Below are 14,859 nucleotides of genomic sequence, written 5' to 3'. Positions count from 1 at the left end.
ATTTTTAACTAAGGAATCAAATACTGATTCGGATTATTAATAAATTCTTCTATTTTATTCCAATTATCATCCATGAATGGCTCATGACGTAATAGCTCTTTTATTTCCATCTCCTTCACCTTTCTTTCAAAATACTGATGAATAAAGTAGTTTCTAGTGAAATAAAATATTTCCATAAAGAGAAAACGATGAATGCTGAAAAATGGGAAAAAGCAGAAAAGGTTCACTCTATACTATTGTATCCATCGGTACTTCAAAGAAAGGTGAAAGAGGGGAACAAGAAAAACAACAATAATAGGGATTGTAGTGATGGCTCTGTATCTCATAACAGTGTTTCTTATGCCTCGTTTCAAGCATTATAACATGTTATAACAAGCATTGCTAACCAGCTTCTCAAGTCTTAATATCTGACTCCTCAGATATTAAGACCTGTCATATCAAACGTTAATACCTGAGCACTCAGATGTTAACATCTGAGTGCAACCATTATTCTTTCACAAGCCTGTCCGTCACCATAAGGGTTATGCGTTTCAGACATTCGCTTATACATTTCTTTATCTTGCAACAGGGCAGTGACATTACTTACAATAGCCTCAGCGTCCGTGCCGACCAGTTTGACTGTACCCGCTTCGACAGCTTCCGGACGTTCCGTTGTATCACGCATCACCAATACCGGCTTTCCCAGTGAAGGAGCTTCCTCCTGCACACCACCGCTATCCGTCAGTAGCAAAGTAGAATGTTGCATGGCATAGATAAAAGGCAGATAATCCAAAGGAGAAATCAGATAGACATTATCCACTCCCGACAACAATTCATACACAGGCTTCTGTACGTTAGGATTCAAGTGAACGGGGTAGACAATATCCATATCCGGATGCAGAGCCGCCAATTCCTTAATCGCTTTGCAGATATGCAGGAAACCTTCTCCGAAGTTCTCACGGCGATGGCCAGTGACGAGGATATACTCACGGTTGCCTACAGTGTAGCCTTTCTCCTGAAATTCTTTCGCTATCTTCTCTTCCATTCCGGGAGTGGAAGAAATAATATCAACCGCCATCAGCAGAGCATCAATCACCGTATTTCCGGTAATGAATATTTTCTTTTCATCTATATTTTCTTGCAGCAGATTCTTTTTGGACTGTTCAGTCGGTGCAAAGTAGTAGGTACAGATACGGTCTGTCACCTGACGGTTCATTTCTTCCGGCCAGGGAGACAGCATATTATAAGTACGCAACCCGGCCTCTACGTGTCCCACAGGAATCTGCATATAGAACGCCGCAAGCGAAGCAGCCATCGAAGTCGTCGTATCCCCGTGCACCAATACAGTATCGGGACGGAAGTCTTTCAACACTTCCCGCAATCCCATCAACACTTTAGCGGTAATATCATACAAGTCCTGATTGGGAGCCATGATATTCAAATCATATTCGGGAGTGATGCCAAACACTTCCAATACCTGATCCAACATTTGCCGGTGCTGTGCCGTGACGCAAACCCGCGTTTCAAAATGTTCCGTATCTTTCTGGAGCGCTTTTACAAGCGGAGCCATCTTAATCGCTTCAGGACGAGTACCGAAAACGAGCAATATCTTTTTCATCTGCTTTATTTATAGAGTTATATAACCTCTTCGCAATTAAACTACCAATCTCTTTATCGTCTCACTCCGCAGAAGTCCAGTTCGATCTTTCCGTCTTCTTTCAGCAGCGCTACAAACACATCGTGACGAACCAGCCAGACGATAATATCCGCCTTCTCATATGCTTCCCGGTAATCTGTCAGATGGAAACTTTTATGAGTGCTGATATTAGGTTCGATAATCAACACATCCGCTCTCGATTCGGAGATGATACGGGAAGCTATATATTTAGCGGGAGACTCCCGCAAATCATCGATGTTCGGTTTGAAAGCCAGCCCCATACATGCTACGATGGGTTCGCGCTCATTCTGTTCTACAAACTTCTGGCAGGTTTCCAATACCTTGTTCGCACACCAGTCTGCCTTGTAATCGTTCGTTTCACGGGCACGCTTGATCAGCTGCGCCTGTTCCGGATAGTCGGATACGATGAACCAGGGGTCTACTGCAATGCAGTGGCCACCTACGCCACAACCCGGCTGGAGGATATTCACACGCGGATGCTTGTTTGCCAGTTCAATCAATTCCCATACATTGATTCCGGCTTTGTCGCAGATCATGGAAAGTTCGTTGGCAAAGGCTATCTGTGAGTCACGGGAAGAGTTCTCCGTCAATTTACACATTTCTGCCGTGCGGGCATTGGTGCCGTGCAGTTTGCCTTGTACGAAAGCGGAATAGAATTCGATGGCTTTTTCGGTAGATGCCGGATCGATACCGCCAATCACACGGTCGTTGTGTACCAGTTCATATAATGTATTTCCCGGCAATACGCGTTCGGGGCAATAAGCGATGTGTATCTTCCCTTTCAGTTCGGGACGTTCTTTATAGATCACTTCCGCCATACGTTCGGTAGTATATACCGGGGAAGTGGATTCAATGACGAACAAGTTGCCCTCTTGCAGATAAGGGATCACGGAGCGGGTTGCCGCTTCCACATAAGTGATGTCCGCCCGATGGTTTTGCTTGAATGGGGTAGGCACTACGATAAAGAAGGCATCTGCCGCTTCCGGCTTGCACACTGCCCGTAACTTTCCTTTCTGCACCACGTCCCTGACTACCTGACCCAGTTCAGGTTCAACAATATGTATCTTTCCCTGGTTGATTGTTTCTACCACAGAAGGATTCACATCTACACCTATGACTTCGAAACCATGGGCGGCAGCAACGGCTGCCGTAGGAAGGCCGATATAGCCCAATCCTAAAAACACAACCTTTTTCATGTTCAATATCTCCTTATTAATAAGTGTGGCAAAAGTACAAATAATATGTGACTTTGTACGGATTTTCACTGAAAACCACTACTTTTGTGCAAACATTTTGAAAGCATGAGGGTACTAATCATCAATACTTCCGAACGAATAGGTGGTGCGGCTGTCGCTGCCGGACGCCTGATGGAATCGCTAAAGAACAACGGCATCAAGGCAAAAATGTTGGTACGCGACAAGCAAACAGACCAAATCAGCGTTGTCGGACTAAAGCGCAGCTGGCTGCACGTATGGAAATTCATGTGGGAACGCATTGTCATCTGGAAAGCCAACCGTTTCAAGAAGAATGATCTCTTCGCCGTAGATATTGCCAATACCGGCACGGACATCACTTCGCTTCCCGAATTCCAGCAGGCAGATGTCATCCACCTGCACTGGATCAACCAGGGGATGCTGTCACTCAACACCATCCGCAAGATTCTGACATCCGGCAAACCTGTAGTATGGACCATGCACGACATGTGGCCGTGTACCGGTATCTGCCATTATGCACGCGAATGCAGAAATTACGAGCAGGAATGCCATCACTGTCCTTACATCTACGGGGGAGGTGGCAAGAAAGACTTATCCACCCGAATCTTCCGGAAAAAGAAAGAGATTTATAGTCAGGCACCTATCACGTTTGTAGGCTGTAGCCGTTGGCTGGCAGAGAAGGCCAAAGTCAGCGGGTTGCTCACCGGACAAACCGTTATCAATATCCCGAATGCCATCAACACCAACCTGTATAAACCCCATAACAAGCAGGAAGCCCGCAGGAAATGCAGGCTGCCGCAGGAAGGCAAACTGATTCTTTTCGGTTCTGTCAAGATCACAGATAAACGAAAGGGGATCGACTATCTGATAGAAGCCTGCAAGCTGTTGGCAGAGAAGCATCCGGAATGGAAAGACTCACTGGGCGTAGTCGTTTTCGGCAATCAGTCTCAGCAACTGCAAGACTTGATTCCTTTCCGTGTTTATCCGCTTCCTTATATTAAGAATGAACACGAACTGGTCGATATATACAATGCCGTAGACCTTTTTGCGATACCTTCTCTCGAAGAGAACCTGCCGAATATGGTCATGGAAGCCATGTCCTGCGGTGTGCCTTGTGTAGGCTTCAACACCGGAGGCATACCGGAAATGATCGATCATCTGCACAACGGATATGTAGCTCAGCGCAAGTCGGCAGAAGACCTGGCCAACGGCATCCACTGGATATTGACGGAGCCCGAATATGCGGAACTCTCCGCACAAGCCTGCCGCAAAGCCATAGGCAACTATTCGGAAAGTATCATAGCCAAGAAGTACACGGACGTTTATAACAAAATAACAGGGAAATATGCATAGTGTCCATCCTACTCCCAAGTTCTCGATTATCACGGTGACCTACAATGCCGAAAAAGTGCTGGAAGATACCATCCAAAGTGTTATCTCGCAGACCTATCACCATGTAGAATATATCATTGTGGACGGAGCCTCCAAAGACGGTACTCTCTCTATCATCGACAGATACCGGTCACGGATACACACCGTCATCAGCGAACCGGACAAAGGACTGTACGATGCCATGAACAAGGCAATCTCTCTCGCCGGCGGAGACTATCTCTGTTTTCTGAATGCGGGCGACTGCTTTCACGAAGACGATACTTTGCAACAGATAGTGCACAGCATCAATGGCAGCACACTTCCCGACGTTATTTACGGGGAAACTGCGATTGTCGATAAAGAAGGGCACTTTCTGCACATGCGCCGGCTTTCCACACCCGAAAAGCTTAACTGGAAAAGTTTCAAACAGGGAATGTTAGTCTGTCATCAGGCATTCTTTCCCAGACATACACTAGTGGAGCCTTATGATTTAAATTACCGGTATTCCGCAGATTTCGACTGGTGCATCCGTATCATGAAAAAGGCGCGTACTTTACACAATACGCACCTGACAATCATTGACTATCTGGATGAAGGAATGACTACACAAAACCGGAAAGCGTCCCTTAAAGAACGATTCCGCATTATGGCAAAACATTATGGATGGATAAGCACCGCAGCACATCACGCGTGGTTTGTACTGCGGTTGATTACGAAGCCGGGGCAGTAACCTACGGAAATTACCGAAAAAGCCTTTAGCAAACTTAATTTATAAAAATTATGAAGAATCTTCTTCTTACAACTATTTTCACATGGGTGATTGTCGTAATCAATCTTATCAGAACTAAAATTCAAGCCAAAGACAACTCGTTACCTGACAGCCTGATAACGGCAGACTATGTATACGAATATACATTCTCTGACTTCGACAAAGCATTGCAAATCATGGGAAAACTAAGAAAACGAAACTCCCTCCCCGGATTTAAACTAGATATAACCGAAGGTGACTTGTACTTCAACACCGGCAAATACTATCAGGCGCTAAAATTCTATGGACGCGCACTGCAAAGTGATTCGATACAAGCGGACGACCAACAAAACATGGAACAAATACACCGCATGATCTCCTGCTACGATTGCCTTCATTACGAAACGAAGAAAGCACAGTATGTAGAAATGTTATTGAAAAAGTCGAAACAATGCGGTAACGAAGCGATGCAGTCCGTAGCTCTGTTCAACATGGGAAAGATGCTTTATTATCAAGGAAATAAAGGGAAAGGCTATGAGTTTATGCTACAAGCTGTCGAACTAATGGGAAAAACAGACTACAAATACAAATATGACAACCTGCGCTATGACTATAACACATTGCTCATATTTCAAGAACGGGACGGACGGAACAATGAAGCCCTTCAAACCCTTGAAGCATTGCAAAAAGTAGTCGTAGCAGAAACCGGCGAAGAAACTCCAATGGAGGAACTGGGCGAGAAAGAAAAGAAGGCAATGTATGCCCACTATGCAGTTGTACTGTCCCGGCTGGGAAGATTGAAAGAGGCTGACGGTTATTACAAACAGTTTCTATCTCTAAGTAATGTATTCGATCGGGACAATTACCTGATTATGCCCTACTTATTAGACCGGAAAATGTACGACGACGTGATTCTAATGAATTCTGCCCGTGAAAAATCCCTTAGAGCACAAGGGGATACCATTACCTACCACATGACCAGCATCAAAAGTTCTCTCGGAGAAGCATATAAACGAAAAGGTGATTACCTAACTGCCGCAGAATATTTTCAGCAGCTTGCAATGTTAAAAGACAGCATTAAGAACAGAGAACAAAAAAGTTCGGCACTGGAACTGGCCACTATTTATGAAACCCACGAGAAAGACCTGTTTATTCAGCAACAAACCGCCGACATACGCATGCGAAATGCCTTGTTGATATTTGTAGGCTGTATTGTCTTTTTGTCAGCGGTATTCTTGTGGCGTACAATACGCTACAACCGGGCTATACGCCGTAAAAATGAAGCAATGGTCGGTACCATTGAGGATTTACTGGCATATAGAGAGGAACTTTACCGAAGAAAAGAAGAAAACTTTATTCTAAAAGCACAACTACAAGCAGAAGATAAACCACAAACCACCCCCAAAGAAAACGAAGATGTGTCCACTATAGAAACGGACATAACAATAGAAAATGCTTCCGCGAATATGCCTTCAGATAAGGATGAAGATAACAAAAATATGTTATATGACAAAAGTATGTTCGACAGAGTAGAACGCGAGATTATTAATCGCCAGCTTTTCTTACAACCCGATTTTTCAAGAGAAGAACTGATAAAAATAATCTATATCCCCAAAAATAAGTTTGCACAACTCTTTAAATTATATGCCAGAACCAGTTTCTCAAAGTATGTCAACAATCTCCGGTTAGAATATGCCGCCGGAATGCTGAAAGAGCATCCATATTATACGATAGACGCCATCGCTAAAGAGTGTGGTATGAGTACCGTCCAAACCTTCTACCGTCTTTTTTCTGAAAAGTTCGGGGTAACCCCCACTGAATTCCGATCAGGATTAAAAATATCTGAAAATGAATGCAATAACGACTAAAAGTGAAAAATTGAGATAACGAGAGTGAATAAGTGAGACAACAACCGAATCGGATTTTTTGATATAAAACCCAAGCTTGTTACCTTTGAGCCAGACTTAGTAAAAAACAAACAGTACGACTAAAATGGAACTCAAAGAAACAAACAAACCTGACTATCATCATTTGATATCTGGGGATATGTCTATAAATACACAACGCGAATGCGTTTGTAATAAGGGCATATTAAAAAAACAAGCCTTTAGATGTTTTAAATCTTTTGGCTTGTTCTCTATTTTATTATTTTTTGTATGCGGTTCTCCGACATCTGTCTGTGCTGAAACAACAGTAGCTGCGAACTTAAATAGTACCACCACCGATGCCTACCTTATACTAGTGATACTTTTAATCATATCGCTATCAATTATAATAATGCTTTCTTTTTCCCTCTTGCATTATAAGCGTAAACTGCGGGACTGCCGTAAGCGATTATTACGTAACATAAACGAAAACACGGAACTCAAAAAAAGGATACCGGTTTCCGAACGGTTCAATTATTCCAATTCACTGGACGTTTCTCCCGAAGAGTTTATCCAGATCATTAATAATATAATGAAAAAGCTTACGCTCTGATGGCCTGCTTTCTATCCTGCTGATATATCACTCTGAAACAGAAGGAACGTAAAGCATCACCTGATCCAATACTACCCCTTCATCCAGTGCCTTAATCTCCAGTTGATGAGATTTCTTTCCGGACACAGGAAGTACAATCTTTCGAATAGCCTGATTACGAAGAACATTCTCCTTCCATTCTTCGCTACGTCCTTTTGTCTCATAGGATATCACTTTCGGTTCAGCTCCGTCAATAGAGACAGAAAAACGTAGTTGTGTTCCATGTACAGGATGGTTAGGTAATAATCGGACTTCCACCTCTACTACATCCGCCTTCCAGTCGCTAAAGGAGAAAGTCAGCGCTTTGCCCATAAGTATCCCTGCTGCCCTACCTGCGTATCCCAAGCCTTCGTGACCAATGAAATTTCCTTTTGAGGCATCCATACCGTTCCATTGATAGATAGCAGAACGCTCTTGTATCATCGGAGTAGTAGCTTCCTTCCTTTCTACACGGTTAAATACAGGAAGTTTGCGGGGTTTGAAATCCATCATTCGGTTCCATTTGCCATTCTCCAATGAATTATAGTGTTGGGTAAGTGCGGCAATGCTATCGTAAGCAGCGTCACTCTTTTCCCAATCTGCCTTTCCATGGCGTGCCAACTGGGCAAACAGCAGCTTCCGGTTCATTTGTGCCGCAGCCTGCACCGGATATTTCACCAATTCAAAATAAGCGCTTTGCCTATCGGCAGGAATCCGAGAGGTAACCTTCTCTACAGTTTCCGACAGTCTGTCATAAGACGATAAACGCTCATTTATAAATTCCTCGCTCCAAGGCAGGTCTTTCACTATGCGGTAGGCAGGGTCTTTCTCTTCTTCCCTCGTATTCCCCATAAATTCCGGCTTGCGGATATGGGCAAGACGATAATATTCTTGCATAACAGGCAGTAATTCCTTGGCAGGGGAAGTACCCAGTTCCCGTTCCAGCCAATGCTTCAGGTGTGCCGTGACTCCTTCTTGGGCAACTGCTTCCAAATTCCACGCCATATCCATGAAAAGTTCAATCTGATATTCGGCAGGTTTGATATCTCCCACATTCAGAATCCATATTTTCTGTATTCCCTGATCGTACGCCTGCTTCATCTGCTGATAAATCAATGAAGGACTCATCGTACTCAGCCACAGATGATCGTGCGGGCGTCCCCAATAGGAGACATGGTAATAAATACCGTTTCCTCCCTTGCGGACACGCTCTTCAGCAGTCGGGAAGTGACGGATATAGCCGTAGTTATCATCACACCACATCAGGGTCACATCATCAGGAACTTGCAAGCCGGCGTTATAAATATCAAGTACTTCTTTATAAGGTATAAAAACCTGAGGAACCTGAGTCACATCTTTATTCACATATTTCTCTATCAAGCCACGCTGGTCAGCGAGTACACGGTCCAACACAGCTTTCTGCTCTTCTACCGTCTTGGCACCCTGCATCTTGCCATCATGTACGCCACGCATACCAAGCGTATAGAGTACTTCCTGATCTGCCACTTCTTTCACCCTGTCTTCCCAGAATTTATAGACAGCAGCACTGTTATTTACATAGTCATACGCTCCATTCCCTCTTCGTCTCCACTCTCCGGCAGCACTGCAAGCCATCGGTTCACAATGGGAAGCCCCCATAAAGATCCCGTACTTCTTTGCCACTTCCCGATTGCCTTTAGTCAGGAAAAAGGGGAGCGTACATTCGTGCATGGCCGGCCAGTAGGTGTTAGCTCTTAAGCGAAGCAGCAGTTCGAAGATACGTTCATTTGTGCGCGGACCTATTTCTCCATTCACGTCCGAAGGTTCATAGGTTTTATTGCTCCATGGCATCAGTCCCCAATCTTCGTCATTGATAAAGATACCGCGATATTCTACGGAAGGTGACTGTACGCTGCGGAACTTGGAGGAAAGTTTAAAAAGTTTCTTTTTTTCCGGAGTTACGTCCGCCCACCATTCCCAAGGAGATACTCCGAGCAAACGGGATATTTCGAGTATGCCGTAAGCAGTGCCGTGCCCGTCACTACCGGCCACTATAAGTTTTCCTTCGGGCGAAACAGTCAGCAAGAAAGCCTGCTTCTTACCTTTTAAGACGGAGGTGTCCACTCCCGACTGATCGATCAGTTCACTCCTGCCGGCTGTACCTATTAGAATAGTTCCTGTGTTCGTTTCAACTTTGGCTGTTGCCGATAGCACCGTTTGAAGATCCCGACGGAGTAATTCTAAAGCAGTGTGCACTACCTGTTCTTCAGAACTGTTGCAGGCTATCGGTACAGGTATGCCGGATTGTAGCACAAAATCCCGCTGTTTGCCGGTGACCGACAAAGCAGTCCAAACGAAAGTCAATAAAAAAAATAATGTCTTATATCTCATAAAAGTCTTAGTTTATCAATAATTACAAGGGAATGCAAGCAACTGATACATCAATGTACGGGCCATGCGTTCCTGCCCTTTCGTACTCGGATGCAAGCGGTCGAAAGTCGGATCATAGAAATATTCCAGTTGCCCCTCTACCATCGGATTCATTCCAGTTACTGCATTAAAGTCTATGACCGGAACTCCCCATACATTGGCAGCCTCTTTCACAGCAAGAACATAAGCATCCACATATTCGCCACAACGGTTCTGATAACTCTCATCCGGCTGCACATTCTTTTCGCCGAAATCGGCAAACGAACGGTGTAATGGAGTCAGTAATATAATCTGTTTATCGGGGAACAAACTTTTCAAACGGCTTATCCCTATGTTAATACGCCCTTTGTAAGTCCGGTTATCCATTACAAGCGTACGTTTTATACGAGTTTCCAGCTTTTTAGTCTTTCCACGAGCAGCCATAACTTGTTCTTTTTTCTCAGTATACCATTCTCCGACAGGTATACCTTCATTAAAATCATTCGTTCCTAACAATACAAGAATAGCATCCACCTCTTCTCCATGCTCTTTCTTCAGTTGTTCAGCCTGGCGCGGTACATCATTCCATTGCCGCCCGCTTACCCCATAGACAAACGGAGTAATACCCAGCCATTCTTCCAAAAATGACCAGTATTTCTTTATCTTATCACCATAACAATTAGGGTCTGTAATGGAGTCTCCCAAGTACCCTACTCGCTTTCCTTGCCACGGATGCCGGATAAAGCCTTTCGGGTTTCCATCTATAAAACCCGTTTCTACCACCTGCGTCGGAACGTAATATATATCTTTAATTGTTACATAAGAGTTATTGCTGCCATAGATGGTTTTCGTTTTATCAGTCCAGGTAGGCTTATTTCCCGTAACTTCCACCACCAATGTATATTCATCCTTTACTAACGGAGGAGTCATAAAACGTATGGCCTCATCTTTTACCTTACTATAAAAGTCAACTAATGAAGAATAGATCTTTTCTCCTCTCTTATTCAAGATATTCACTTGCGCATACCCGCTATGAGCATTTGTTTCGCCCACAACAACCATCCGGGAACCATCAAAAGGTACATTTAGACTGGCTCCTGCCACATTCGAAGCCAGATGACCGTTTTCCATCTTCCACTCAGCCGGATTACTGAGGCTTATCTCCTCACGTGAAACGAGTTTACCATTACGTAAAGGATCTACCGGTTTGATCTGATCCATATCCCATGCAGGCCAATATTCCGGTATGGTAAGCTTTGTTCCATCCACCTGTATCGGCATCCAGACGTATGTAGCCGCTGAAGCCTGATGTGGATAAGACCATCTGTCTCCCATAAACATAGGAATGGTATCATTCCCACGCTTTAAAGGAAAAACAAAAGTCGTCTGAGAATTGAATGTCAGGCTACCTTCGGGAGCAAATAGTCCTTGGCTCGTCCAAGGCCCTTTTACAGAAGGAGCCGTATAGTAGAAGTTATCATTCTTCTCCCAACTGGTAAGATTAGAAAACAAAAAGAAATAAGTCCCGTCTTTTTTGAACATTGCCGGAGATTCTCCGTGAGAACCGGGAACTCCCGACAGCACTTTCTCCTCTGCCGAACGGTAATCTTTACTCAAACGATAAACAATTCCTCCATGCAACAGTAAGTACCCGGTACCATCTACATCCTGATAAGTTCCCATATCCCAACGACGGATAGGTTTACCCTCATATAAAAGCGGACCATGAAGTTTATACTCTCCGGCAATAGTGCTGCAAGTAGCATACCCAATGTGAGGATCCTTATAATTCATGTTATCTGCATGCATAAACATCACATATTCACCGGTCGAAGGGCATTTCATAACTTTTACCCGCTCGCCTACTCTATTAGGACCAAGTATGCCGTCTGGCTGCATTGGCAACACTACACGTTCAAATTTCCAGTTCACCAAATCATCGGAAGAATAACAGCTAAAACCGGGGAAAGCATTACTTTCATCCGATTTCCATTCACCGAAAAGATAGTATCTGCCATTCTCCTCTACAATACAGGCACCGTGCGCATTTACAATCTCTCCACGATCATCAAACCAAGGCACACCATTGTATATCAATTTTTCAGTTCCCTGAGCCCAACTCATTCCGCACAACAGCAATGAAAGGACAACTAATAACATCCAGTTTTTCATAATATTTTGTTATCACTTTTTATTCATACTCATGCTTCGTACAAACACAAATACGATGTTTACATATCTTCCCGCAAAAGTAAGTGATATCATCCAATCTACACATAGACAAACATGCAATAAAGATGGAATTTCGTCCACAGACCCGAATTACATCACCAAATTTACAGTCATGACTGACAAAATCCACATTCTACATCAAGATATAAAAGAGATTTAATACCACCACAACAACAAACATATTTGACGATTCTTGCTAAAATACTGTCCAACAGCATTTTTTTTGAAAGATTCTATTAATCATTACAGCTAAAATCATATCTTTGTTCCCGAACTAATAAAGAATAATTGAATGTTTACCACATTTACATTCCGCAAGGATTCCGTTCTGTAAATAATCTGTAAGTCTTCCTCTCATTACAGATTATCCCTTTATTTTCTCCGACATACTTCATGTCAGAGTTACTTTTTATTCTCTAAAAATAGTAACAACTGTAAGGTCTAATGGCTACAGGTACCATCATACACCCCCATTCGACGTACACTTAAAACATTAAAAACAATGAGTAACAACCATACATCTATCCACGATTTCGATTTTACACTTATATGTAATTACTTCAAATCACTCGAACGTCAAGGTCCCGGAAGTCCCGAAGCCACTCAAAAAGCCCTGAGTTTTATCAACGAGCTATCGGAAAAATCACAGATAGCCGACATCGGCTGTGGTACCGGCGGACAAACCATCACACTGGCAGAGTACACCAAAGGACAAATCACAGGCATAGACCTTTTCCCGGACTTTATTGAAATATTCAATAAAAATGCGGCAAAAGCCCTTTGCTCGGACAGAGTGAAAGGAATCACCGGGTCGATGGATCATCTCCCGTTCCAGAACGAAGAACTCGATCTTATCTGGTCGGAAGGAGCTATCTACAACATCGGATTCGAACGTGGCATGAACGAATGGAACAGATTTCTGAAAAAGAACGGTTTCATCGCAGTCACGGAAGTATCCTGGTTCACTCCGGAACGTCCTGCCGAAATAGAAGATTTCTGGATGGATGCTTATCCCGAAATCAATACGATTCCCGCAAAAACAGCTCAGATGGAAAAAGCCGGATACATCCCGACCGCCCATTTCATTCTACCGGAGAAGTGCTGGACGGAACACTTCTATGCCCCACAAGTTTCGCTTCAAGAGGCATTTTTGAAGGAACACCCAGAGAATAACGCAGTCAAAGACTTCATTGCCAATCAACGGTATGAACAGAGTCTGTATCATAAGTATAAAGAATATTATGGCTACGTATTCTATATAGGACAAAAAAGATAATTAACCAACTGCCGGAGAAGTTAGCAAGACAGGATAACTCTCCGGCGCTTATTATCCTTTACTTTGCAAAAGATATGGAAACGAAAGATATAAATAAGCAAGAATATCTGTTACGAATCAAAAAAGTCACAGACTATATCCATCAGAATATAGATCAGCCGCTATCATTACAAAAAATGGCCGGAATCGCATGCTTTTCCCTTTTTCATTTTCATCGTGTTTTCACTGTTCTGATTGGAGAGACACCTACAGAATATATTAAACGAGCCCGAATCGAAAAAGCAGCCCTGCTACTGCAAGGCGAAAAGCAACTTTCTGCGACGGAGATAGCCCGGCTCTGCGGTTTCAGCAGCCTGTCGCTTCTCAGCCGCAACTTTAAGCAACATTTCAATATCACTATCCGTGAATTTCGTTCACTGGACTAAACACCTAAAAGACATGGAAAATCAGATTCTAATTTTTCGTACTTCAGTCACCAAAAGACGGGACATCAAATTAATCGGCAGCCTCCTGGCGCGATTCCCACAGATCAGCAAATGGAATGTAGATTTTGAAGACTGGGAGAAAATCTTAAGAATCGAGTGCAGCAATATCACCGCACTCGAAATTTCGGAAACTCTCCGGAATAATCATATTTTCGCATCAGAGTTAGAGTAATAACTTCTTTTTCAACTCTGCCACCCCTTCGGAAGCGCCCTTCTGAATCACATGTATCGAACGGGAAGTATGTGTATCCACCGGTTTCGGATCAATCAGATACACCTCTGCTCCTTTCGGTACATAATGTAGCAAACCTGCCGCAGGATATACATTGAGAGAAGTACCGATGATGACAAAGATATCCGCTTTCTCTACGTATTGAATAGCTGTCTCAATCTGCGGTACCGCCTCTCCAAACCAGACAATGAAAGGACGTAACTGAGTTCCGTCACCAGCTCTATCTCCTATTTTCACTTCATACTCTTCCGGTTTCAATTCCTTTATATAATGGGGATTGTACGGGTCTCTGCTAGAACAAACCTTTGTCAACTCACCGTGCAAATGAATGATGTGACTGCTTCCGGCACGTTCGTGAAGGTTATCTACATTCTGCGTGATAACAGTCACATTGAAACTCTTCTCCAGTTCAGCCAGCAACTCATGTCCGCGATTCGGTTTCACTTCCAACAATTGCTTCCTTCGTTCATTATAGAAGTTGATCACCAATGCCGGGTCTCGCTGGTATCCCTCGGGTGTAGCCACCTGCTCCACAGGATATTTATCCCACAAACCACCCGCATCGCGAAAGGTACTGATTCCACTCTCGGCACTCATGCCCGCACCCGTCAATATTACCATATTCTTCATAATCACTCCTCCTTTAATTTTAATGACATACAAATGTAAGCAGAATCATTGAATAAAAGAAACCTTCCGAACGTATAATCTGACCCTCCGGATACAGGAGTTTACTATCAGTCATGCGAAGACTTAGTAG

13 protein-coding genes and 1 pseudogene are annotated in these 14,859 nt (G+C 43.6%); 8 read left to right on the top strand and 6 right to left on the bottom strand.

Annotated features, from left to right (window positions below):
* Positions 1–137 precede the first annotated feature (137 nt).
* On the top strand, positions 138–362 hold the full coding sequence (locus HMPREF2794_RS28460) for a hypothetical protein (RefSeq protein ID WP_055271458.1): 225 nt from the start codon (positions 138–140) through the stop codon (positions 360–362).
* 104 nt (positions 363–466) lie between these two features.
* Here the strand turns inward: HMPREF2794_RS28460 and wecB are convergent, their stop codons facing one another.
* Complete coding sequence (wecB, locus tag HMPREF2794_RS11495; protein WP_070751545.1) at positions 467–1,597, bottom strand: non-hydrolyzing UDP-N-acetylglucosamine 2-epimerase; 1,131 nt, start codon at positions 1,595–1,597, stop codon at positions 467–469.
* Positions 1,598–1,650: 53 nt separating this feature from the next.
* Positions 1,651–2,853 carry a UDP-N-acetyl-D-mannosamine dehydrogenase gene (gene wecC, locus HMPREF2794_RS11490; protein WP_070751547.1) on the bottom strand — a complete coding sequence of 401 codons (1,203 nt, stop codon included), beginning with the start codon at positions 2,851–2,853 and terminating at the stop codon, positions 1,651–1,653.
* Between the two features lie 105 nt (positions 2,854–2,958).
* On the opposite strand from wecC, the gene HMPREF2794_RS11485 reads away from it, so the two are divergent.
* From HMPREF2794_RS11485 to HMPREF2794_RS11470, 4 genes are all read left to right on the top strand, one after another.
* Complete coding sequence (locus HMPREF2794_RS11485; protein WP_010535758.1) at positions 2,959–4,224, top strand: glycosyltransferase family 4 protein; 1,266 nt, start codon at positions 2,959–2,961, stop codon at positions 4,222–4,224.
* Positions 4,217–4,972 carry a glycosyltransferase family 2 protein gene (locus tag HMPREF2794_RS11480; RefSeq protein ID WP_070751544.1) on the top strand — a complete coding sequence of 252 codons (756 nt, stop codon included), beginning with the start codon at positions 4,217–4,219 and terminating at the stop codon, positions 4,970–4,972. The genes HMPREF2794_RS11485 and HMPREF2794_RS11480 overlap by 8 nt, the downstream gene beginning before the upstream one ends.
* 50 nt (positions 4,973–5,022) lie before the next feature.
* Complete coding sequence (locus HMPREF2794_RS11475; RefSeq protein ID WP_070751543.1) at positions 5,023–6,858, top strand: helix-turn-helix transcriptional regulator; 1,836 nt, start codon at positions 5,023–5,025, stop codon at positions 6,856–6,858.
* A 124-nt stretch (positions 6,859–6,982) separates the two neighbouring features.
* Positions 6,983–7,468, top strand: coding sequence for a hypothetical protein (locus HMPREF2794_RS11470; RefSeq protein WP_055271464.1), 486 nt, complete (start codon positions 6,983–6,985; stop codon positions 7,466–7,468).
* Positions 7,469–7,495: 27 nt separating this feature from the next.
* Here HMPREF2794_RS11470 and HMPREF2794_RS11465 read toward each other — a convergent pair whose 3' ends face one another.
* The 3 genes and pseudogenes from HMPREF2794_RS11465 to HMPREF2794_RS11460 form a co-directional block, all read right to left on the bottom strand.
* Positions 7,496–9,856 carry a glycosyl hydrolase 115 family protein gene (locus tag HMPREF2794_RS11465; RefSeq protein ID WP_022301236.1) on the bottom strand — a complete coding sequence of 787 codons (2,361 nt, stop codon included), beginning with the start codon at positions 9,854–9,856 and terminating at the stop codon, positions 7,496–7,498.
* A 15-nt stretch (positions 9,857–9,871) separates the two neighbouring features.
* Positions 9,872–10,657 carry an SGNH/GDSL hydrolase family protein gene (locus HMPREF2794_RS29515; RefSeq protein WP_224207308.1) on the bottom strand — a complete coding sequence of 262 codons (786 nt, stop codon included), beginning with the start codon at positions 10,655–10,657 and terminating at the stop codon, positions 9,872–9,874.
* 12 nt (positions 10,658–10,669) lie between these two features.
* A pseudogene (locus tag HMPREF2794_RS11460) lies at positions 10,670–12,046 on the bottom strand (family 43 glycosylhydrolase); the annotation flags it as partial.
* 562 nt (positions 12,047–12,608) lie between these two features.
* On the opposite strand from HMPREF2794_RS11460, the gene HMPREF2794_RS11455 reads away from it, so the two are divergent.
* The 3 genes from HMPREF2794_RS11455 to HMPREF2794_RS11445 all read left to right on the top strand — a co-directional run bounded on the left by HMPREF2794_RS11455 (position 12,609) and on the right by HMPREF2794_RS11445 (position 14,039).
* Positions 12,609–13,382 (top strand): class I SAM-dependent methyltransferase, encoded by a 774-nt coding sequence (locus tag HMPREF2794_RS11455; RefSeq protein ID WP_010535764.1) that lies wholly within the window; start codon positions 12,609–12,611, stop codon positions 13,380–13,382.
* Between the two features lie 74 nt (positions 13,383–13,456).
* Entirely contained in the window at positions 13,457–13,807 is a 351-nt protein-coding gene (locus HMPREF2794_RS11450) for a helix-turn-helix domain-containing protein (RefSeq protein ID WP_022301238.1), read from the top strand.
* 13 nt (positions 13,808–13,820) lie between these two features.
* Positions 13,821–14,039 (top strand): hypothetical protein, encoded by a 219-nt coding sequence (locus HMPREF2794_RS11445; RefSeq protein ID WP_010535766.1) that lies wholly within the window; start codon positions 13,821–13,823, stop codon positions 14,037–14,039.
* On the opposite strand, the gene HMPREF2794_RS11440 is transcribed toward HMPREF2794_RS11445, so the two are convergent.
* Positions 14,031–14,729 (bottom strand): SIR2 family NAD-dependent protein deacylase, encoded by a 699-nt coding sequence (locus HMPREF2794_RS11440; RefSeq protein ID WP_010535767.1) that lies wholly within the window; start codon positions 14,727–14,729, stop codon positions 14,031–14,033. The two genes, HMPREF2794_RS11445 and HMPREF2794_RS11440, sit on opposite strands and share 9 nt — an antisense overlap.
* Positions 14,730–14,859 lie beyond the last annotated feature (130 nt).

The sequence above is a fragment of the Bacteroides sp. HMSC067B03 genome (assembly GCF_001811315.1).
GTDB classification, from domain to species: Bacteria; Bacteroidota; Bacteroidia; order Bacteroidales; family Bacteroidaceae; genus Bacteroides; species Bacteroides faecis.
The sequence above is the reverse complement of the archived record's forward strand: the minus strand, read 5'-3'. Positions and strand labels throughout refer to the sequence as shown.